General features: G+C 69.0%; 20 protein-coding genes. 8 read left to right on the top strand and 12 right to left on the bottom strand.

Going from position 1 to position 21,201, the window contains the following annotated elements:
• Positions 1–6 precede the first annotated feature (6 nt).
• Positions 7–657 (top strand): ChrR family anti-sigma-E factor, encoded by a 651-nt coding sequence (locus BMZ25_RS15430; RefSeq protein WP_092695198.1) that lies wholly within the window; start codon positions 7–9, stop codon positions 655–657.
• A gap of 3 nt (positions 658–660) precedes the next feature.
• Here the strand turns inward: BMZ25_RS15430 and rmuC are convergent, their stop codons facing one another.
• The 9 genes from rmuC to BMZ25_RS15385 form a co-directional block, all read right to left on the bottom strand.
• Positions 661–2,064, bottom strand: a complete 1,404-nt coding sequence (gene rmuC / locus BMZ25_RS15425; RefSeq protein ID WP_235859894.1) for a DNA recombination protein RmuC — start codon at positions 2,062–2,064, stop codon at positions 661–663.
• Between the two features lie 78 nt (positions 2,065–2,142).
• Positions 2,143–4,008 (bottom strand): DNA mismatch repair endonuclease MutL, encoded by a 1,866-nt coding sequence (gene mutL / locus BMZ25_RS15420; RefSeq protein WP_092695196.1) that lies wholly within the window; start codon positions 4,006–4,008, stop codon positions 2,143–2,145.
• A 41-nt stretch (positions 4,009–4,049) separates the two neighbouring features.
• Complete coding sequence (locus BMZ25_RS15415; protein ID WP_092695194.1) at positions 4,050–5,363, bottom strand: M16 family metallopeptidase; 1,314 nt, start codon at positions 5,361–5,363, stop codon at positions 4,050–4,052.
• On the bottom strand, positions 5,360–6,757 hold the full coding sequence (locus tag BMZ25_RS15410) for a M16 family metallopeptidase (protein ID WP_092695193.1): 1,398 nt from the start codon (positions 6,755–6,757) through the stop codon (positions 5,360–5,362). Before BMZ25_RS15410 ends, BMZ25_RS15415 begins: the two co-directional genes overlap by 4 nt.
• Before the next feature lie 88 nt (positions 6,758–6,845).
• Positions 6,846–7,367, bottom strand: coding sequence for a DUF3035 domain-containing protein (locus BMZ25_RS15405; RefSeq protein ID WP_408033444.1), 522 nt, complete (start codon positions 7,365–7,367; stop codon positions 6,846–6,848).
• A gap of 63 nt (positions 7,368–7,430) precedes the next feature.
• A complete protein-coding gene (gene lspA / locus BMZ25_RS15400) occupies positions 7,431–7,904 on the bottom strand; it encodes a signal peptidase II (protein ID WP_092695189.1) in 474 nt (157 codons plus the stop codon).
• Between the two features lie 4 nt (positions 7,905–7,908).
• A complete protein-coding gene (gene purH / locus BMZ25_RS15395; RefSeq protein WP_092695187.1) occupies positions 7,909–9,492 on the bottom strand; it encodes a bifunctional phosphoribosylaminoimidazolecarboxamide formyltransferase/IMP cyclohydrolase in 1,584 nt (527 codons plus the stop codon).
• A 14-nt stretch (positions 9,493–9,506) separates the two neighbouring features.
• Entirely contained in the window at positions 9,507–11,252 is a 1,746-nt protein-coding gene (locus BMZ25_RS15390; RefSeq protein ID WP_092695185.1) for a heparinase II/III family protein, read from the bottom strand.
• An 84-nt stretch (positions 11,253–11,336) separates the two neighbouring features.
• Positions 11,337–12,617 carry an RsmB/NOP family class I SAM-dependent RNA methyltransferase gene (locus BMZ25_RS15385; RefSeq protein WP_092695183.1) on the bottom strand — a complete coding sequence of 427 codons (1,281 nt, stop codon included), beginning with the start codon at positions 12,615–12,617 and terminating at the stop codon, positions 11,337–11,339.
• 102 nt (positions 12,618–12,719) lie between these two features.
• Between BMZ25_RS15385 and BMZ25_RS15380 the strand changes: the two genes are divergently transcribed.
• A complete protein-coding gene (locus BMZ25_RS15380; RefSeq protein ID WP_092695181.1) occupies positions 12,720–12,899 on the top strand; it encodes a DUF1674 domain-containing protein in 180 nt (59 codons plus the stop codon).
• An 8-nt stretch (positions 12,900–12,907) separates the two neighbouring features.
• Here the strand turns inward: BMZ25_RS15380 and BMZ25_RS15375 are convergent, their stop codons facing one another.
• Positions 12,908–13,270: a hypothetical protein gene (locus BMZ25_RS15375; RefSeq protein WP_092695179.1), complete on the bottom strand. Its 363-nt coding sequence runs from the start codon at positions 13,268–13,270 to the stop codon at positions 12,908–12,910.
• A gap of 51 nt (positions 13,271–13,321) precedes the next feature.
• Entirely contained in the window at positions 13,322–14,134 is an 813-nt protein-coding gene (gene dapB / locus BMZ25_RS15370) for a 4-hydroxy-tetrahydrodipicolinate reductase (RefSeq protein ID WP_092695177.1), read from the bottom strand.
• Between the two features lie 108 nt (positions 14,135–14,242).
• Here dapB and rbfA point away from each other — a divergent pair, with 108 nt between their 5' ends.
• The 4 genes from rbfA to BMZ25_RS15350 all read left to right on the top strand — a co-directional run bounded on the left by rbfA (position 14,243) and on the right by BMZ25_RS15350 (position 16,857).
• Positions 14,243–14,641: a 30S ribosome-binding factor RbfA gene (gene rbfA / locus BMZ25_RS15365; protein ID WP_092695175.1), complete on the top strand. Its 399-nt coding sequence runs from the start codon at positions 14,243–14,245 to the stop codon at positions 14,639–14,641.
• 1 nt (position 14,642) lies between these two features.
• Positions 14,643–15,377 (top strand): phosphodiester glycosidase family protein, encoded by a 735-nt coding sequence (locus BMZ25_RS15360; RefSeq protein WP_092695173.1) that lies wholly within the window; start codon positions 14,643–14,645, stop codon positions 15,375–15,377.
• A 65-nt stretch (positions 15,378–15,442) separates the two neighbouring features.
• Entirely contained in the window at positions 15,443–16,348 is a 906-nt protein-coding gene (gene truB, locus BMZ25_RS15355; RefSeq protein WP_092695171.1) for a tRNA pseudouridine(55) synthase TruB, read from the top strand.
• Entirely contained in the window at positions 16,345–16,857 is a 513-nt protein-coding gene (locus BMZ25_RS15350; protein WP_092695169.1) for a DUF1643 domain-containing protein, read from the top strand. The genes truB and BMZ25_RS15350 overlap by 4 nt, the downstream gene beginning before the upstream one ends.
• Here the strand turns inward: BMZ25_RS15350 and BMZ25_RS15345 are convergent.
• Positions 16,854–18,308 (bottom strand): calcium-binding protein, encoded by a 1,455-nt coding sequence (locus BMZ25_RS15345; protein WP_143071544.1) that lies wholly within the window; start codon positions 18,306–18,308, stop codon positions 16,854–16,856. The two genes, BMZ25_RS15350 and BMZ25_RS15345, sit on opposite strands and share 4 nt — an antisense overlap.
• Positions 18,309–18,554: 246 nt before the next feature.
• Here BMZ25_RS15345 and rpsO point away from each other — a divergent pair, with 246 nt between their 5' ends.
• A complete protein-coding gene (gene rpsO, locus BMZ25_RS15340; protein WP_092695166.1) occupies positions 18,555–18,824 on the top strand; it encodes a 30S ribosomal protein S15 in 270 nt (89 codons plus the stop codon).
• A gap of 207 nt (positions 18,825–19,031) precedes the next feature.
• The gene (pnp, locus tag BMZ25_RS15335; RefSeq protein WP_092695164.1) at positions 19,032–21,164 is read left to right on the top strand and encodes a polyribonucleotide nucleotidyltransferase; all 2,133 of its coding nucleotides are present in this window, start codon (positions 19,032–19,034) and stop codon (positions 21,162–21,164) included.
• Positions 21,165–21,201 lie beyond the last annotated feature (37 nt).

Genomic DNA, 21,201 nt, shown 5'->3' with positions numbered 1-21,201 from the left:
ACCGACATGGAGACGATCCGACATCACCTGCCCGACGATCTGCTGATGGGCTATGCGGCCGGCAGTCTTGCCGAGGCTTTCAACGTGCTGATCGCCACGCACCTGTCGCTCTGCGACGAGTGCCGGGCCCGCGCAGGATCGTTCGATGCCGTGGGTGGCGCGATCCTGGACACCTCGCCCCCCCGCGCGATGGCGCCCGGCGCGCTGCAAGCGACGCTTGCCCGCATCGACGAGGACCCCGAGGTCTCGCGCGCGACGCACCAGCCCGAAAGGGACGGCACCCTTCCCGCGCCGCTGACCTCGTATGTCGGCGGCGGGCTGGACAGCGTGCCCTGGCGCAGCATCGGGGGCGGCGTTCGCGACGCGCTGCTGCCCACCTCGAATGAAGCGCGCGTGCGACTTCTGCGGATTCCGGCCGGCATGGCCGTGCCGGATCACGGGCACAGGGGAATGGAGCTGACGCTCGTGCTGCAAGGTGCCTTCCGGGACGAAACCGACCGCTTCGCCCGCGGCGACGTCGAAGTCGCGGACGAAGAGCTCGAACACACGCCCGTCGCCGAAGAAGGCGAGGACTGCATCTGTCTCGCCGCCACCGACGCGCCGCTGCGCTTCAAGGGCATGATCCCACGCATCGCGCAGTCCTTCCTGCGGATCTGACCACTACTCTCCGACGAACTCGGACGCCGTGAGCTTGCGCGGCTCCGTCTCGACGCCCTTTGGGTCGTCGATGGTCTTCTGCTGACTGACGACGCCCATCTGTTCGAACTTGCGGGCCGAGGGCAGAATCCGCGTCTCGAGCGAGCCGATGGCCTTGTTGTAGGCCTCGGTCGAGCTTTTCAGGCTGCTGCCCACCTTGTCGAGGTGCCCGGCAAACACCGCGAGCCGTTCGTAGAGCTCCTTGGCGACCTTCTGCACCTCGGCGGCGTTCTCGGCCATCCTCTCCTGCTGCCAGCCATAGGCGATGGCCTTGACCAGCGCCATCAGCGTCGTCGGCGTGGCGATCAGCACCTTGTTCTCGAAGGCGTACTCGATCAGCCCCGGATCGGCTTCGGCGGCGGCGGACACGAAGGTCTCGCCGGGAATGAACATCACGATGAAATCCGGCGTCTCGGCGATCTGGTCCTGGTAGGCCTTCGACGCCAGCTGTTTCACGTGGCTGCGGACCTGCGAGGCGTGCCGCTTGAGTTGCTGCGCCTGAAGATCGGGCGTGTCGGCCTCGATCGCGTCGAGATACGCCTCGAGCGGGGTCTTGGCGTCCACGACGATGCTCTTGCCGCCGGGAATGCGCACGATGGCGTCGGGGCGGCGCAGGCCGCTGTCGGTGCTCATCGTGTCCTCGAGGCTGTAATCGACGTGCTCGGCCATGCCGGCCATGTCGAACACCTGGCGCAACTGCATCTCGCCCCAGCGGCCGCGCGTCTTGGGCGCGCGCAACGCCTGCACCAGCCGCCGTGTCTCGGTTCCGAGGCTCTGCTGGCCCTTCGCCAGTTCCTGCACCTGCGCCTGGATCGCGCCGTAGGCCTCGTTCCTTGCCTTCTCGATCTCCTGGATGCGCTGGTCGAAGGTGCCGAGCTTTTCGTTCAGCGGCTTCACGAGGTTCTGGATCGCCTCCTGACGCTTGCCCAGGTCGTCCGCGGCGTCCTTCTTGTGCTTGTCGAAGCGCTCGGTCACGAGCCCCAGGAACGCCTCGGAATTGTTCTTGAGCGCACCGCTCGCCAATGACGAAAAGCGGTCCTCGAGGTCCTTCTTCATGCCGCGCAGCTCTTCAAGCCGCGCCTCGTGTGCCTCGCGGACGCTACGCAACTCCTGCTCGGCCGCCGCGCGGGCCCGCCCCTCTTCGTCGCGCTCCGCGCGCAGGTTGCGGGTCTCGTCCTCGAGCTGCGGCAGCCGCCGCGCCTCGGCGCGGAGCGTCGCCAGTTCCTCGGACTGCCGGCGGAGGCGATGCAGCTCGGCCCGCGCATCGCGCAGGCGGGCCGACCGCATGGCCAGCGCAAGGGTCACGACAAGGAACAGCGCCGCCAGGACCCCCAGCGCCAGGTGCAGCGGATCGACGTCGATCGGCATGAACGGAATCCCAGAAATTGTGGTATCGTCCGAGAGCATCACATTATTTGGCGCGGCTTGTCTATCCCGCACCCGGCGTCAGGTCCGGCCGAACAGCCGCTCGATGTCCGAGAGCTTGAGTTCGACATAGGTCGGGCGCCCGTGGTTGCACTGGCCGGAATGGGGTGTGTCCTCCATCTGACGCAGGAGGGCGTTCATCTCGTCCGCCTTCATCCAACGCCCGGACCGGACCGAGCCGTGGCAGGCGACGCGACTGAGAATCGCCTCGATCCGCTCCTGCACCGAGCGGCTGTCGCCCGCGTCCGCCAGTTCGTCCAGCACGTCGCGGATCAGTGCGGTCGCATCGACCTGCCCGAGAATCGCGGGGGTCTCGCGGACGGCCACTGCGCCGGGACCGAACGCCTCGACCGTCAGGCCAAGCCGCGCGAGGTCGTCGGCCGTCTCCAGCAGCCGCGCCGCGTCGCCCTCGGACATCTCGACGATCTCGGGGATCAGCAGCGCCTGCGCTGCGACGCCATTGTCGGCGAGCTGCCGTTTCAGCGTCTCGTAGACGAGCCGTTCGTGCGCCGCGTGCTGATCCACGATGACGATGCCGTCGCCGGTCTGGGCGATGATGTAGTTCTCGTGCACCTGCGCCCGTGCGGCGCCAAGGGGGCGTTGTGGTGCCTCGGGCTCAGGCGCGGGTTCTTCGACGACCTCCTCGACGCGGCCCATGGGGCTGGCAGTCTCGGCAAAACCCTGCATCTGCGGATCGGGCACCTGCGCGGCGTAGGAGGCGCGAAGCGCGCGCTGCGAGGGCCGGTCCATCTGGTATACGCGCGCGGGCTGGGCGGACGGTGCGGGCTCGGGCCGCATCGCGCCCAGCGTCTCACCGGCCACGGTTGTCGAGGCGCGATGCCCGGCCTCCGCCAACGCGTGTCGCAGGCCCGACACGATCAGCCCGCGCGCGATCCCGGGCTCGCGGAACCGGACCTCGGCCTTCGCCGGGTGCACGTTGACGTCCACCGCCTGCGGGTCGCACTCGATGTTCAGGACCGCCGCGGGATGGCGGTCGCGGCTGAGAAAGTCGGCATAGGCACCACGCAGCGCGCCGGTCAGCATCTTGTCCCGGACCGGGCGGCCGTTGACGAAGAGGTACTGCGCCACCGCCGAGCCGCGGGAATAGGTCGGCAGCGCGGCATAGCCGGTCAGCCTAAGCCCCTCGCGGGTGGCGTCGATGCCGATGGCGTTCTCGACGAATTCGCGCCCCAGGACCCGCGAAAGGCGCCCATGCAGGGCGTCGAACAGATCGCCATGCTCGGGGTCGGCGCGGAAGGTGACACGGCCCTCGCCCCCTTCGCTGACATCGCGCAGGGTGAAGCCGACGAAGGGCTCGGCCATGGCGAGACGCTTGACCACGTCGGTGATCGCCTGCGCCTCGGCCCGGTCGGTCCTCAGGAACTTCAGGCGGGCGGGCGTGGCATAGAACAGCTCGCGCAGTTCGACGATCGTGCCCGGCCCGGCGGCGGCGGGGCGCACGGGATCGATCCGGCCGCCATTGCAGGTCAGAACGGCGCCCTCGGCGCCGGCGACGCGGGAGGTGATGGTCAGGCGGCCCACCGCGCCCAGCGACGGCAGCGCCTCGCCCCGAAACCCGAACGAGCGGATGTTCAGCAGGTCGCTTCCGTCGATCTTCGAGGTGGCGTGGCGCTCCAGCGCGACGGGCAGCTCGTCGGCGGCCATGCCCCAGCCGTCATCGGCGACGCGGATCATCGTCTTGCCGCCATCGGCATAGGCGACGTCGATCCGCACCGCCCCGGCATCCAGCGCGTTCTCGATCAGCTCCTTTACGGCCGAGGCAGGACGCTCGACGACCTCGCCTGCCGCGATCCGGTTGATCGCGGCTTCGTCGAGTTGACGAATCGCGGGGCGTTCCTGGCTGATCTTGGGGTCGGGCACGGACATGCCACAATGGATAGCATGCCCGCCCGCGATTCTGAAACCGCTTAGTTGACCGCGTCGAGGCCCTCGGGCTGCCCCACCACGACGAATTGCAGCGCCTCGGGATCATAGAGCTCACGCGCCACGCGGTTCGCCTCGTCCAGCGTGATCGCCTCGACCATGTCGTTGCGGTTCTCGATGTAGTCGGGGCTCAGATCGTCCATCTGCATCCCAACGAGGATGTCCGCGATCCGGGCGTTCCCGTCGAAGCGCAGGGGGTAGGCGCCGGTGAGGTACTTCTTGGCGGCGTCCAGCTCGTCCTGCGTGACGCCCTCTTCCGACAGACGGCGCCATTCCTCGCGGATGACCTCGACCGTCTCGCCGGCGCGGGCATTGGCCGTGGCCGACTGCCCCAGCACCAGCTCGGCGAATTCGTAAGGGGCCAGCGCGGTGCCAATGCCGTAGGTCAGGCCCCGCTCGACGCGGACCTCTTCCATCAACCGGCTCTCGAACCCGCTGCCGCCGAAGATCTGGTTCACGACATACGCGGTCAGGAAGTCGGGATCGTCGCGTTTCAGGCCCTCGTGACCGAAGCGGATCACCGATTGGGGCGTGTCGAAATCGACGACTTCGACCCCGCCGTCGAGCCCGTACTCGGCCTCGTCGGGCAGCGGCGCGCCCTCTTCGGGCAGGTCGCCGAGCAGGTTGTCCAGCAGCGTGCCGAGCTCATCGGGCGTGATGTCGCCCACGGCCGAGACATAGATCCGGTCGCGCGCCAGCACCGCGTCGTGCGCCGTGCGCATGTCGTCCGACGTCAGCCCGGTCACGCTGTCGACGGTGCCGCTGCTGTCGGTGGCATAGGGGTGGTCGCCGAAGGCGAGCTTGTCCCACGTATCGCGGGCGATGGCGTTGGGATCGGTCTGCTCGCTGCGGATGTTCGACAGAACCTGTCCGCGCACCCGTTCGACCGCCTCTTCGTCGAAGCGCGGCTCGACCAGCGCCTTGCGCAGAAGCTCGACCGACTTGTCACGGTTCTCGGTCAGGAAGCGGGTCGAGACCGAGATCGCATCGTCGTGGGCGTCGAAGGAGAAGCGCGCCGCCAGCGCCTCGCGCGCGGCGGCGAAGGCCTGGGCGTCCATGTCGGCGGCGCCTTCTTCGAGCGTGGCGGTCATCAGGTTGACCGCGCCACGCTTGCCCTCGGGGTCGAGGGCCGAGCCGCCGCGAAACCGCAGTTCGAGCGCGACGAACGGGATCGAGTGCTCTTCGACCAGCCAGGCGTCGATTCCCCCCGGCGAGGTCACCTGCTGCACCTCGGTCTCGGCGCGCGCAGGCAGGGCGGTCGCCAGCGCGAGGCAGGCGGCAAGGGCGATACGGATCATTGGGTCACCTCCGGGGCGATGCTGGGCGCGGGCTGGGCGGCTGTCTCGGGCGCGGGCGTGCCCCCCTCGGGCGCCTTGAGCCAGCCGGTGACCGACCGGTCGCGATCGAACACGTCCCTGGCGGCGGCGACGATGTCCTCGCCCGTGACCGATTGCAGGACGTCGGGCCAGGCCTCGACATCCTCGATCGTCAGACCGCTGGTCAGCGCGCGGCCATACCGGTTGGCCAGCGACTGCACGCTGTCCTCCTCGTAGATCAGCGAGGCCTTCAGCTGCTGCTTGATCCGCTCCAGCTGCTCGGGATCGACTCCGTCCTCGAGGAAAGCGGCGATCTCGGCGTCCAGCGCGTCCTCTGCCTCTTGCAGCGAGACATCCTGCGACGGCACCACCACGAGACCGAAGGTCGTGTCATCGTATTGCGTGCCGTTGTAGTAGGCCGAGGTGTAGACGGCGATGTCCTTGTCGAACTGCAATCCGCGCCCCAGAACCGAGGTCTGCGACGAGCCGCCCAGCACCTCTGCCAGCAGCGTCAGCGCGGCGGCGCGCTCCTGTTCGCCCGAATCCCGCTCGGGGGCGAGGTAGGACCGGATCACATAGGGCTGCGCGACCCGCGGATCCTCGTAGGTGAGGCGACGCTCGGCGGTCTGCGGCGGCTCCTGCGGGCGTGCGCGCTCGGGCAGATCCTCGGTCGGCTCGAGCGGGCCGAAATGCTCTTCGGCCAGCGCGCGGACATTGTCCGGCTCGACATCGCCCGCCACCACGAGCACCGCGTTGTTCGGCGCGTAATAGGTCCGGTAGAACCCCAGCGCGTCATCCAGCGTCAGGCTTTCCATCTCGTGCTTCCAGCCGATGATCGGGGTGCCGTAGGGATGGTTGAGATACTGCGCCGCGTTGCGCTGTTCCGAGAACAGCGAGCCGGGGTCGTTCTCGACGCGCATGTTGCGCTCTTCCAGGATCACCTGCCGCTCGGTCGCGATGTCGCGGCCGTCGAGCTGCAGGTCGCGCATGCGGTCGGCCTCCATCTCCATCATCAGGCCCAGGCGGTCCGCCGCGACCCGCTGGAAATAGGCGGTGGTGTCCTGGCTGGTGAAGGCGTTGTCAGTGCCGCCGTTCGCGGCCACCACCTCGGAGAACTCGCCGGGCTCGAGATCGTCGGTGCCCTTGAACAGGAGATGTTCGAGGTAATGCGCGATGCCCGAAGCGCCGGGCGGTTCGTCCGCGGCACCGGCCCGGTACCAGACCATGTTCACCACGACCGGCGCCCGGTGGTCTTCGAGCACGACGACCTCCAGACCGTTGTCGAGGGTGAAGGTCGTCGTTTCGGCGGCGCTGGCGGAAAGTGTCGCGGTGAAAGAGCCGGCCACGAAGGCGGCGAGGGCGATCAAGCGGGTCATCGAGGCTCCGTCCTGGGGTGCTTCGACACTCTGAGATACGCTCCCCGCGCCCCGCTGCAAGCGGTCTGGCGATTGTGTGACCGGCGCGTCAGTCCTCGACGCTCTCCGGCGGCGCGGCCGGTGTGCGGATTCCGGACCGGCGGAAGCGTTCCAGTTCGCGGTACTGGTCCAGTTCGTAGGGCTCGTACGCGCTGTAATAGACGTTCACGTTGAAAATCCGCTCCAGCAGGCGGCCGTCGCGGTCGCGGCGATACTCCAGGTCGGCGGCGGCAAGTTGCCGTCGGATATCCGGATCGACGCCGAAGCGCGTGGTGCGGGCGATGAGCGCCTGATCGCGCACGCCCCCGCCGCTGAGCGCCCCGCGGCTGCCCCCCAGCGCGGCGACGGCGTCACCGCCGGGATCGGCATCGCTGCGGTTGGCCCGGCCCGGCGCCGGAGCGGGCAATTGCGACATGTCGGCCGGCGCCTGCAGGGGCTTGTTCGGCAGAATGGCGAACTCGTCCGGTCCGCGGCTTTCGGATCGGAGGTTCATCAGGATCGGCTGATCGCTGCCGGAACATCCCGACAGAAGCGACGCGGCCAGTACCGCACCCGACAGAGCTCGTCCCATCGCGCCCATCGACGCCCCTTTCCTTTGCATTCCAGCCCCGTCTACCCGATCCGCCGCGCAGCGTCACGGGGTCTTTGACCGCCCTCCGGTGAACAGCACCAGTCCCAGCGCGCCGGCGAAGATCGCGATGTCCGCCACGTTGAAGGCATAGGGGTTCTCGATGCCGCAGCACGCCATGTTCAGGAAATCCGCCACCGCGCCATAGAGCAACCGGTCGATCACGTTCCCCAGCGCGCCGCCGACCAGCAGCCCGCCCGAGATCAGGCCCCAGCGCCCCGGCTTCTCGCGCCGCATCCACAGCACGACCCACAGCGAAATCGCCAGCGCAACCGCGATCAGCAGCCAGCGCACCCATGCGTCCTGACCCGACAGGAGCCCGAAGTTGATGCCGTAGTTCCACGCCATCCGCAGGTTCAGATACGGCGGCAGCACGTCGATGGCACCGACGGACCGCAGGTCCATGAGATGCACGACGATCACCTTCGTGACCTGGTCCAGCAGGAACACCGCCGCCGCCGTGAGGGTCAGGACACGCATCGGATCAGTGGCGGAAGTGACGCATGCCGGTAAAGACCATCGCCAGCCCGGCCTCGTCCGCGGCGGCAATGACCTCGTCGTCGCGAACCGACCCGCCCGGTTGGATAACCGCCGTCGCGCCTGCGTCGGCCGCGGCGAGAAGCCCGTCGGGGAAGGGGAAGAACGCGTCCGACGCCACGGCCGCGCCCTGGGTCGGCGTTGCGTCCAGGCCCAGGGCTTCGGCCATGTCATGCGCCTTGCGGGCGGCGATCCGCGTCGAGTCCACGCGGCTCATCTGGCCGGCGCCGATGCCGACGGTCGCGTCGCCGCGGGCATAGACGATGGCGTTCGACTTGACGTGCTTGGCGACGGTCCAGGCGAACAGCAGATCGCGCATCTCCGCTTCGGACGGCGCGCGCTTGGTCACCGTGCGCAGCTCGGTCGGATGGCCCACGTCCTTGTCCTGCACGAGGAAACCGCCCGACACCTGACGATAGGTCAGCGCCGGCTCCAGCGGGTTGGCGAGGCCGTCGGTCGTCAGCAGGCGCAGGTTCTTCTTGCCGGCGAAGATCTCCTTCGCCGCATCGTCCGCGCCTGGCGCGATGACAACCTCGGTGAAGATCTCGGTGATCGCCCGCGCCGTCGTCGCGTCGAGGATGCCGTTCAGCGCCACGATCCCGCCGAAGGCCGAGGTGCGGTCACAATCGAACGCCGCCCGGTAGGCGGCCTCGAGCGTCGCCCCACGTGCCACGCCGCAGGGATTCGCGTGCTTGATGATCGCGCAGGCCGGCCCGTCCTTGGGCAGGAACTCGGACACGAGCTCGAAGGCCGCGTCGGTATCGTTGATGTTGTTGTAGCTCAGCGCCTTGCCCTGGTGCTGCGTCGCGCTGGCGACGCCGGGCCGCGCCGAGCCGTCGGCGTAGAACGCGGCGTTCTGGTGCGGGTTTTCTCCGTAGCGCATGGTCTGGCGCAGTGTGCCCGAGACGCTGCGGCGGCGCGGCGCGGGCTCGTCCAGCGCGCCGGCCATCCAACCCGACACGGCGGCGTCATAGGCCGCCGTCCGGGAATAGGCCGTCAGCGCGAGCTTCTGGCGGAAGGCCAGCGTCGTGCCCCCGTCATGCGCCGCCAGCTCTTCCTGCAGCGGCACATAATCCTCGATGTCGGTGACGACGGTGACGAACCGGTGGTTCTTGGCCGCCGCGCGGATCATGGCGGGACCGCCGATATCGATGTTCTCGATACAGGTGTCGTAATCCGCCCCGCCGGCGACCGTCGACTCGAAGGGATAGAGATTGACCACCAGCAGGTCGATCGCCGCGATCGCATGCTCGTCCATCGCCGCGACGTGAGCCTCGTCGTCGCGCAGCGCCAGAAGACCGCCGTGGACACCTGGGTGCAGGGTCTTGACCCGGCCGTCCATCATCGCCGGGAAGCCCGTCAGGTCCGAGACGTCCGCAACATTCAGCCCGGCCTCGCGCAGCGCGCTGGCCGTGCCGCCCGTCGAGACCAGCTCGATCCCCTGCGCCTCCAGCGTCCGGGCAAGGTCCACCAGGCCCGTCTTGTCGGATACGGATAGCAGCGCGCGGCGCACCGGGGTGATCTCGTTCATCTGTCCTCGTCCTGTCAGGCCGGTTCCATGTCGTCCGACCTTTGCAGGTCGCGGACGGCATTCGGCGTCTCCAGCGCCTTGGCCAGCGTCCAGCTGACCCGGGTCGCGTATTCGGTGGCCGTCGACGACAGAACGATCTGCTGCGTCGCCCGCGGCGCCAGCCGGCCGGTTTCGAGATAGACGCTGGGCTCCAGCGTCAGAGTGGCGGAGCCGTGATGCCGGAACACCCATACCTCGCCACTTCTGAGCGCGAGTGACACCGCCGCGCCGCCAACGTCAAGAGCGGCATCCACATCGGGGTGCAGGTGGAACCGCACCTTGAACGGCAGCCCCGCCAGGTTGTCCCGGTCGAGCGCCGCATCGAACGCCTTCTCGTCGGTGCGCTCGACGGTGGCCAGGACGTCCTCGCCCTGCAGGGTCCGCCCGTCGATGCTGAGATGCAGCTGCCGAACATGGGTCAGCCCGTGTGTCCGCAGATAGCCGTCGTGGCCCCCGATGATGCCATTCGACAGGTCGGTGTCGCGCCGCTCGATCCGCACGTCGCGCGGCGCGTCGACCAGCAGCTCGGACTCGGACCCGCCGATCCTGCCGGTGCCGAGCCGCGACGAGGAATAGCCCTCGATCGCTAGCGTTGAGTGAGACGCCGTGGCCCGTCCCGCGCGCCGCCATTTCGGCCCGAACGTCTTGCCCGAGCCGCAATTGACGATGACGGGCCGCCGGCCCGAGGTAAGCTCGAACGCGAGGGTCGAGGCGTGCCCGTCCGCCGAGGCCTGCGTTTCGGGCGGTGCGGCGGCGTCCGCGATGACGGTGGTGCGGCCGTGGGACAGGCGCACGTATCCCATCGCCATCCCGTCCGCCGGCCCACCCCGGACGCCGGAAAACGCGAGCGCCTGGTCGAGCCGCCCCTCGGCGCCACGCCCGCCGCCGTGGAACCGCGCCAGCCCGCCGTCGGCGTGACGCAGGGCCCGCAGCGTCGGCGCGATCCGCGCGATCGCGCCGTCGATGTCCGGGTTCGACGATCGGCGCGCCTCGCTCAGCGACGACGACGCCCAGGTCAGTAGCGCGAAGATGTCGAGCAGTTCCTCGGGATTGCGGCTGGCGACGCCCGCCTCCGCATCGACCAGCTTGCGGGCCTCGCGCCCCAGGGCCTTCACCGCGGGCGAGACGAGTCGGGTCTTTCCCTCCATCGTCAGCCCGGCATGGATCAGGCCGACCAGCGCCTCGACCCGCCCAAGGCCCGGCGAGGCCGCGACCCATCTCCGCGACAGGAACCGGGCCTGCTGGGCCAGGCTGCGGTGAAAGCGCGGCGCCATCGTGCGCCCCTCGCCGTGCAGCAGGAACCCCGAATGGGCCACCCAGCGCAGCAGGCGGCGGCCGGTGACGTCGGGCGACCAGCCCGGACCGCGGCCGCGCCCGAACCGGGCCACCCATTCCTGCATCCAGGCCTGCGCCTTGCGCCGCGCGCGGGGCGTGCCCTCGGCGGCGAGATCGTCGAGCCAGGCGAAACCGTGCAGGGCGTCCTCGAACCGGGCCGAGGCCGTCGGCAGATCCCAGATCGAGGTTTCGGGCGCCTCGACGAGCACGCCGGCGAACAGGAAGTGCCCCTCGCACAATTGCTGGCCGCGGCTCGGCGTGCCGATGGTGCGCGGCTCGGGGTCGGTGCGAAATCCCCCCTGCGCCCGGGCCAGAAGCGCCAGCCGGGCGTGGAAGCGGTTCAGAAGGCGCGTGCGTCGCGCTCTCCAGGGGGTCGGTTCGGACACGTGGCCTGTATCGCCTCGCTCGTGCGGGGTCTGGTTGACCGCAGCCTACGCCGGTCGGAGCCGCCTGTCACCGGCTGCGGGCGCTCAGGCCTTCGGAACCCGGAACACGGCGATGAAGAACCCGTCCATGCCGCCCGTCTCGCCCCAGTAATCCGGGCGCAGCCGCAGGCCGCCCTCGTCGCCGATCCACGACGGATCGACGCCCGGCAGCGCGACGGCCTCGGGGTCGACACGCAGGTCCGGATGGCGCGCCAGCGCGTCGCGCACCTGCTCTTCGCCCTCGTCGATCAGCAGCGAACAGGTGCAATAGACGATCCGCCCGCCGGGACGGGTCAGGGCCACCGCGCGGTCGATCAGGCGTTCCTGCAGCGCGAAGAGGTCGGGGAAGTCGGTGCCGTCCTTGGCATGCGGCAGGTCGGGATGGCGCCGGATCGTGCCGGTGGCCGAACACGGCGCGTCCAGCAGCACCGCGTCGAACGGCCCGCCCTCCCAGTCGAGCGCGTCCGCCACCACTGTCTCGGCCTCGAGCCCGCAGCGCGCGAGGTTCTCACTCACCCGCGTCATCCGGCCTTCGGAGATGTCCAGAGCCGTTACCGCGGCCCCCGTCGCGGCGAATTGCAGCGTCTTGCCCCCCGGCGCGGCGCAGAGGTCCAGCACTCGCTCGCCCCTGCCCGCGGCCAGCGCCTGCCCCGCCAGCGCGGCGGCGGCATCCTGTACCCAGAACGCACCGTCGTCATAGCCCGGCAGGCGCGAGACCTGCGTGGTGCGCGACAGCCGCACCGACCCGCTGGGCAGGGCCTCGCCGCCGGTGGCCTGCGCCAGCGCGGCGACGTCGCCGTCCCGCGGGGTCAGGTCCAGCGGCGCACCGGCGGCATGCGCGGCCTCCATCGCCGCGACGGCGGGCTTGCCGTAATCGGCGATCAGCGGCTTACGCAGCCATTTCGGCAGTTGCGGCACCGGCAGCGCCTCCCACGCCTCGGGCCCGTCGCGCAGCACGTTGCGCAGCACCGCATTGACGAAGCCGGCCTGCCGGGCCGTCTCCTTTCGCGCGGACACTGCCGCCACCGCGCCGTCGACGACCGCGTGGGGCTTGGCCCCGTCGACCCACAGCTCGAACAGGGCCAGGCGCAGGGCATTGTGCACGGCGAGGTCCGGGCGCCGCTTCAGGTAGCGGCCCAGAGATCGGTCCGCCCGGTCGAGCCAGCGCAGCGCGCCGGTCGCCAGCCGCTGCGCCCGCGCGCGTTCGTCCGGCGCCAGATGCGCGACCGCGCCCGGCAGCATTTCCGACAGCAGCCGCCGCTCTTCCAGCACGCCCTCCATCAGGGCGAGCGCGGCGCGGCGCGGAGCGAGACCGGGTTTGGACATGGCGTGTACGACCTCGGGCGGGCTTGAGCGTGGACCGCGGCGGCGTATATCGGTTATTGGGCCGAGACAAGAACGCCGGCCCGCCAACGGAAGGAACGCCCCATGGCCGACACCCCGCGAGACGATCTGCCCGAGGCCGCGCAACGTGCGCTCGCCGAAGCGGAAGAGCGGCGCGCCAAGGCGAAGGAGCCGGACCTGCCCAAGGAGCTGGGCGGCCGCGACGGCCCCGAGCCCGTGCGCTATGGCGACTGGGAGAAGAAGGGCATCGCCATCGACTTCTGAGCGACGCCTCAGCGCAGGCTCAGATCGGCCGAATCCCCCTGCCCCTGGTCCGCGATGAACCGGACCGTGCCGCTGTTGTCCACGAGGACGACCTGGCAGTTGTTCGGCAGACGTCCCGAGCCGTAGTCGATGCTCCGGCAGAAAAAGCCGTTCCGCCATTCCCAGCTGCCGGTCACGTCAAAGCCCAGCGCGCTGCCCGTGATCCGTCCATCCGGCGTGACCCTGAGACTGACGCCGAGGCGCGACAGCTCGCGCCCCTGCACGATGTCTAGGAACGTCGCCCGCTCGGACACCTGGCGGAACTCGGCATGGGCAGGCGCCGAGAGCATGGTCAGGCCCAAGGCGGCGGCGATGGCGTGAACGATCCGCATGCAAAACCTCAACGTCTCTGCCCCGATCTACGCGTGGCAGAGCGCTTCGGTTCACTTCAAGCCCAGGACGTCCAGCATGTCGTAGTGACCGGGCGCGCGGCCCTGCCCCCACAGCGCCGCCTTCAGCGCGCCCTTGGCGAAGAGGCTGCGGTCGGTGGCGACGTGGCGCAGCACGACCTGCTCCCCCTCGCCGGCGAAGATCACGTCATGGGTGCCGACCGTGTCGCCGCCCCGGATCGCGGCGAACCCGATATGGCCCTCTTCCCGCGCGCCGGTGATGCCGTCGCGGCCCCGGTCCGAGACCTCGGAGAGGTCCACGCCGCGCCCGTCAGCGGCGGCGTCGCCCAGCATCAGCGCCGTGCCCGATGGCGCGTCGACCTTGTGGCGGTGATGCGACTCGACGATCTCGATATCGAAGGAGGTGTCGAGCGCTGCGGCGACCTGCCGCGTCAGCTGAACCAGAAGGTTGACCCCGAGGCTCATGTTCCCGGCCCGGACGATGACGCCGCTGCCGGCCGTCTCGTCCAGGGCGGCGATGTCGTCGTCGTCCATGCCGGTCGTGCCGATGACGTGGACGACGCCGGCCTCGGCCGCCACCCTGGCCAGCGCCACGGTCGCGGAGGGCGCGGTGAAATCGATGACCGCCTCTGCCGCCGAGATCCCCTCGGCCGCGTCATCGGTCACGATCACCCCCAGTTCGGCGCCGCCCGCGGCCACGCCGAGGTCCTGTCCGATCCAGTCGTGGCCGGACTGCTCCACGGCGCCGGCAAGGTGGGTGCGCGGGTCGTCCAGCACCGCGCGGGTCAGCATGCGTCCCATGCGGCCGGAAACCCCCATGACCGCCACGCCCGTCGTATCCGCCATCGTACTCACCTCTGATCGCTGCTGTTCCGACGCGCGGCTTAGCGCGCCCGGCCGCTTCCGGCAAAGCCTTCTGTTGCGTCGGGGCGGGCGCAGGCATAGATCACGGTCATGGCAAAGAACCGCTCCTCCGACACATCCGGCCCATCGCAGCGTCAGCTCCGCGTCGGCGAACTGATCCGTCGGACAATGTCGGACGTGCTGAACCGCGGCGACATCCACGATCCGGACCTCAACCGTCTGTCGATCACCGTGGGCGAGGTGCGTGTCACGCCCGACCTCAAGGTCGCGACGGCCTATGTCCTGCCGCTGGGCGGGAACGACCCCGAGGGCGCGCTGAGCGCCCTGCGGCGCAACAAGGGCGAGTTGCGACGCGCGATCTCGAAGGAGATGACGCTGAAGTTCTCCCCCGAGCTGCGCTTTGCCATCGACGAGACCTTCGACCGGCTCGACGCCACGCGCGAACTGTTCTCCCGGGACGAGGTGCGCCGCGACGTGGACGGCGAGTGAGATGCTGCGACTGGCGGTTCTGCTGGCCTGGCTCGCTCCGGCGCCGCTGATGGCGGCCGAGTGCGAGACGATCGCGTTCGACGGCGCGGACTTCACCGCCTGCCGAGTCGACATGACATCCGAAACGCTGCGCCTGTGGCTGCGCGACGACGAGGGCGAAATCCTCGGCTCGTTCGGTGCGGTCGACCGCAGGCTTCGGGAAAACGGCGAGACGCTGGGCGTGGCGATGAACGGCGGGATGTACCATTCCGACCGGGCGCCGGTGGGGCTGTACATCGAGGACGGCGAAGAGGAGATGCGCGTCGTCACCTCCGAGGGGCCGGGCAATTTCGGCCTGCTGCCAAACGGTGTCCTCTGCCTGAACGACGACCGCGCCGCGGTGATCGAAAGCCGGCACTATGCCGACACGCGCCCCGCCTGCACCCACGCCACCCAATCGGGGCCGATGCTGGTGATCGAGGGCGAGCTGCATCCGCGGCTGCTGCCGGGCAGCACCTCGCACTATGTCCGAAACGGGGTCGGCGTCGCCGATGACGGTCGGACCGTGTGGCTCGCGATCTCGGACGAGCCGGTGAACTTCCACCACTTCGCGCGCCTCTTCCAGGAACGGCTCGCAACGCCGAACGCGCTTTTCCTCGACGGCAACATCTCGCGCCTCTACGCGCCCGAGATGAACCGCAACGACTTTGGCTGGGCGCTCGGCCCGATCCTGGGCACGGTCCGGCCGGCCGATTGACGCCGCGCGTGCCCCGCGCTAGCAGACCGGCTTTCTGAGACAGGCAGTATCGCGGAGAGCGGCAGATGGGACGCAGGAAGAAGGGGCGCGCGGTTTCCGGCTGGGTGATCGTCGACAAGCCGGCTGGCATGACGTCGACGGCGGTGGTCAACAAGCTGCGCTGGGCCTTCGACGCCAAGAAGGCCGGCCATGCCGGCACGCTCGACCCCGACGCGACCGGGCTTCTGGCCGTGGCGCTCGGCGAGGCGACCAAGACGATCCCGTTCATCACGGACGCCGAGAAGGCCTATCGCTTTACCGTGCGCCTCGGGGCGGCCACGGATACCGACGACGCCGCGGGCCGCGTGCTGGACACGAGCGATCTGCGCCCCGACACCGAGACGCTGCGCGCCGCGCTCTCCGACTTCGTGGGCGACATCATGCAGGTGCCACCGCAATACTCGGCCGTCCGGCTCGAGGGCGAGCGCGCCTATGACATCGCGCGCTCGGGCGAGGAGATGGAGCTCGAGGCGCGGCCGCTGCACGTCGCCTCGCTGACGCTGATCGACCGTCAGGACAACGACCACGCCGAGCTCGAGATGGTTTGCGGCAAGGGCGGCTACGTCCGTTCGATCGCCCGCGACCTCGGGCGGCAGCTGGGGTGCCTGGGGCATGTCGTGTCGCTGCGCCGGATGTGGTCCGGCCCGTTCGAGATCGACCAGGCCGTGACGCTGGACGAACTGGAGCCGCTGTATCGCACCGAAGAGATCGACCGCTTCCTCGGGCCCGTCGAGGCGGGCCTCGCGGACCTGCCGCAGGTGCGACTGTCGGCCGAGGGCGCGATGCGGATGAAGAACGGCAATCCCGGCGCGGTCGTCTCGGCCGATGCGACTTTCGGCGACGTCGCCTGGGGCTCCTACCAGGGGCAGCCGGTGGGCATCGGTACCTATCGCGCGGGCGCGCTGCATCCCAGCCGGGTGTTCAACCTGTGATCAGCCGGACGCACCAGAAAGGCGACGCGGCCAGCATCGCGGTCTATTCCGACTGCCAGCGCTACCGCTTTTCCCTGACGCGGACCTGGGACCCAGAGGGCGAGCGCATCCTGTTCGTCATGCTCAACCCCTCGACCGCGACCGAGGTCCAGAACGATCCCACGGTGGAACGCTGCGAACGGCGCGCGCGGGCGCTCGGCGCCGGGGCCTTCAGGGTGTGCAACATCTTCGCCTGGCGCGACACCGATCCGCGGCACATGCGGGCCGCCGAAGAGCCGGTGGGCGACGCGAACGACGCGGCCATCGTCGAAGGCTGCCACTGGGCCGACCGCATCGTCTGCGCGTGGGGAACGCATGGCGCCCACCTGGGCCGCGGCCCCCGCGTGGAGGCATTGATGCGCGCGACGGGGCGTCCCCTGACCCATCTGGGTCTGACCAAGGCGGGACACCCGAAGCATCCTCTCTACATCGCCTATTCCGCCGAACCCCAAGCGTGGCCCGCGCCCTAGGGAAAGACGTCCGCCCGCTTCTCGACGTAGAGGTCCGCGGGCCCGGCGTCGGCGCATCCCCTGAGAACCACCAGCGTCTCGCCCCGAAGCGTGACCAGAGTGTCGGCGCCATCCTCCGAGCGTGACAGTGCCACGTCCTCCGGCGTCTCCGCCCCATGCGGATCGAGAGAGATGCGCAGGATGTCCGCACCTGGCTCGAAATCCTGGATCACAGCCGCGTCGCCGCCACCCTGGTGGACCCAGAACACGTCCGCCCCCGCCCCGCCGCTCGCGGTATCGGCGAGGTCAATCCTCACCGTGTCGTCTCCCCTCCCGCCGGACAGCGTGTCGGCCTCGCCGTCCACGTGCCAGGCATGCTCGTGATGCTCGGCGATACGAAGCTCGGCGTCGGTGCCCCGATGGTCGAGCAGGTCGTCGCCCGCCCCACCCGTCAGCAGATCGGCGCCCCAGCCGCCGCGCAACGTGTCGTCGCCGTCCTGACCGGCCAGCGTATCGTCCCCGCTCCCGCCGGGGGCCGTGTCATGCTCGCCCCCGCCCAGGCGGTCCGCGCCGGCGCCGCCTTGCACCACGTCGTCCCCGCTGCCCCCGTGCAGGAACTGCGGGGCCTCCCCTGCTTCGTACACGACGGCAACCACGTCGGCCCCGGCTCCACCATAAAGCGCCGACGACCCCGTCCCGGCCTGCAACACATCGTCACCGACGCCGCCGAACCCGTAAACCGACCCGGTGCCGAGGATCGTATCGTCGCCGCCGCCCCCGTCGAGCACCGGCACGTCGCCCAGATCGGGCGTCCCTTCGCGTAGAACCGGACGCTCCGCCATCCGATCGCCACCGGTCAATTCATCCGGGCCGTCCGTGCCGCTCGTGATCGGTGGCTCCACGTTCGGCAGCCCATCAACTGCGCCGCCATACCGCCCTACCAGATCGGCGAGCGGCCCCTCGGGGCGTTCCCCGTCCGGCCCCAATGGCTGCAGGACGGCCCCCGGATCGACCGGGGGATCGCCCTCGTCGCCCATGGGCTCCAGCGCATCGACGAGCGCCAGCTCCGTGGACGGCCCGAACGGACTGAGCAGCCGCAGGTCGATATCCTCGAGCGGCACCGTCCCGAGACCGTCGAACTGCACCTCCATCGGGTCGGCGCCCACCATCCATGTCAGTCGCGCCGGAACGTCTTCGTCGGCATCGTGTAGGACAAAGTCGTCGGCCGCCTCCGGCAGGCGCAGGGTCAACCGGTCCTCGCCCGGCCGGAAATCCGGCACGATCGAGACGCCCGGCTGCGCCCCCAGCTCGATCAGCTGCCCCGCCGACTCGGTCCCGCAGGGCATCTCGTCAGGCGGGTCATCGCAGCCCGGTTCGTCCCGTCCGCCGTCACTCCCCCCACGCCAGGATCCCAGCCATTCGGGAACGGCAAACATCGTCAGCGCGCCAAGCGCCATGAACCCCGCCATCATCGGCGTTACCCCACACTCACACTCACCCGCCGCGGCCATACACGCGCGGGGTTGATCGACAGTGTCGAAACGGGACAAACTTGATGATTAACGCCTCACTGCTCCGGCGATCGGGGGTTTCCTTTTGCCCGCGGGTCAATTATACGCGCGCATCTTCCGTCGGCTGATCGGCGGAACGAACTCCATGGGCCTGTGCTGGACGACATCCCGGCCTGCGCCATTCCTCGAACCGACAAGGAGACCCCGATGTCGATCACTGCGGAAGAAAAGACCAAGATTCTCAAGGATTTCGGCACCAAGGACGGCGACACCGGTTCGCCCGAGGTCCAGGTGGCGATCCTGACGACGCGGATCTCGGCCCTGACCGAGCACTTCAAGACCCACAAGAAGGATAACCATTCCCGCCGTGGGCTTCTGAAGCTGGTCGCGCAGCGCCGTAAGCTGCTCGACTACCTCTTCGCCAAGGATGAGGACCGCTATCGCGACCTCATCAAGCGGTTGGGCATCCGCCGCTAAGGGTTCTTCGCCGCGCCTCCGGAGTTCGCTTCGGAGGCGCGGTTGCTTTCGGAGCCGGGTGTTTGCGCCTATGGTTCCCCTACTGCCGCCCCTGGGCCTCGGGGGACGACCGGCAGACGACGCCGAGGCCACGGGGCGCGTGTGAGACAAGGCCCCGTACGCATAACGGGCGCCGGGGAGGGTCCCCCGCCCAAGCTAGGATACGAGATGTTCAACGTAACGACGAAATCGATGCAGTGGGGGGAAGAGACCCTCACACTTGAGACGGGCAAGGTTGCGCGCCAGGCCGACGGCAGCGTGGTCGCCACTCTGGGCGAGACCAGCGTGATGGCCAACGTCACCTATGCCAAGGAACCGAAGCCGGGCCAGGATTTCTTCCCGCTGACGGTTCACTACAACGAGAAATACTATGCCGCCGGCAAGATCCCCGGCGGCTTCTTCAAGCGTGAGGCGCGGCCGACCGAAAAGGAAACGCTGACCTCGCGCCTGATCGACCGCCCGATCCGGCCGCTCTTCGCGCCGGGCTTCAAGAACGAAGTCCTCGTGATGTGCACCGTGCTGAGCCACGACCTCGTCAACGATCCCGACGTCGTCGCGATGATCGCCGCCTCGGCCGCGCTGACGCTGTCGGGCGCACCGTTCATGGGGCCGATCGCGGGCTGCCGCGTGGGCTATTCGGGCGGTGAATACGTCCTGAACCCCGATGTCGAGGACATGCAGGACCTGCGGTCGAACCCCGACCAGCGTCTCGACCTCGTCGTCGCCGGCACCAAGAACGCCGTGATGATGGTCGAGTCGGAGGCCTACGAGCTGACCGAGGAAGAGATGCTGGGCGCGGTGAATTTCGCGCACGAGCAGATCAAGCCGGTCATCGACCTGATCGTCTCGCTCGCCGAGGACGCGGCGAAAGAGCCGTTCGACTTCTCGCCGCCAGACTATGCCACGCTTTACGACAAGGTGAAGTCGCTGGGCGAGGACAAGATGCGTGCCGCCTTCGCGATTCGCGACAAGCAGGAGCGCACCACCGCCATCGCCGAAGCACGCGACGCGGTGAAGGCCGGGCTGAGCGAGGAAGAGCTCGATGATGCGAACCTCGGCTCGGCGTTCAAGAAGCTCGAGTCGACGATCCTGCGCGGCGACGTGGTGAAGAACGGCAACCGCATCGACGGCCGCAACCTGGACACCGTCCGCGACATCGTCGCCGAGACGGGCATGCTGCCGCGCACCCACGGCTCGGCGCTGTTCACCCGTGGCGAGACGCAGGGCCTGGTGATCACCACCCTCGGCACCGGCGAGGACGAGCAGATCATCGACGCGCTGCACGGGAACTTCCGCTCGAACTTCCTGCTGCACTACAACTTCCCGCCGTACTCGGTGGGCGAAGTGGGCCGCGTCGGTCCTCCGGGACGGCGTGAGATCGGCCACGGCAAGCTGGCCTGGCGCGCGCTTCAGGCGGTGCTGCCGGCACCGACCGATTTCCCGTACACGATCCGTCTCGTATCGGAGATCACCGAATCGAACGGCTCATCGTCGATGGCCACGGTCTGCGGCGCATCGCTGTCGATGATGGATGCGGGTGTGCCGCTAAAATCGGCTGTGGCCGGTGTCGCGATGGGCCTGATCCTCGAGGACGACGGCGAATACGCGGTGCTGACCGACATCCTCGGCGACGAGGACCACCTCGGCGACATGGACTTCAAGGTCGCGGGCACCGAGGATGGCATCACGTCGCTGCAGATGGACATCAAGGTCGCCGGCATCACGGCGGAGATCATGGAAAAGGCCCTGGCCCAGGCCAAGGCCGGCCGGATGCACATCCTCGGCGAGATGAACAAGGCCATCTCGGGCGCGGGTGAGTTCAGCGTCCACGCGCCGCGCATCGAGACCATGCAGATTCCGACCGACAAGATCCGCGAAGTGATCGGCTCGGGCGGCAAGGTGATCCGCGAGATCGTCGAGACGTCCGGCGCCAAGGTCGACATCAATGACGAAGGCATCGTCAAGATTGCCTCGGCCAACGGCGAAGCGATCCAGAAGGCCTACGACATGATCCACTCGATCGTCGCAGAGCCCGAGGAAGGCCAGGTCTACAAGGGCAAGGTCGTCAAGATTGTCGACTTCGGCGCATTCGTGAACTTCTTCGGCAAGCGCGACGGCCTGGTGCATGTCAGCCAGATCGAAAACCGCCGCCTGAACCATCCGTCGGATGTGCTGCAGGAAGGCCAGGATGTCTGGGTCAAGCTTCTGGGCTTCGACGACCGCGGCAAGGTGCGCCTTGCGATGAAGATGGTCGACCAGGAGACCGGCAAGGAGAAGACGTCGGAAGACGCCGCCGAGTGATCGGCTCCTGAGCTATGGAAAAGCCCCGGCCCGGCGC

The organism is Tranquillimonas rosea (assembly GCF_900111315.1).
Taxonomy (GTDB): Bacteria; Pseudomonadota; Alphaproteobacteria; order Rhodobacterales; family Rhodobacteraceae; genus Tranquillimonas; species Tranquillimonas rosea.
Note: the sequence above shows the minus strand (reverse complement) of the source record. Positions and strands in the feature narration are given on the sequence as shown.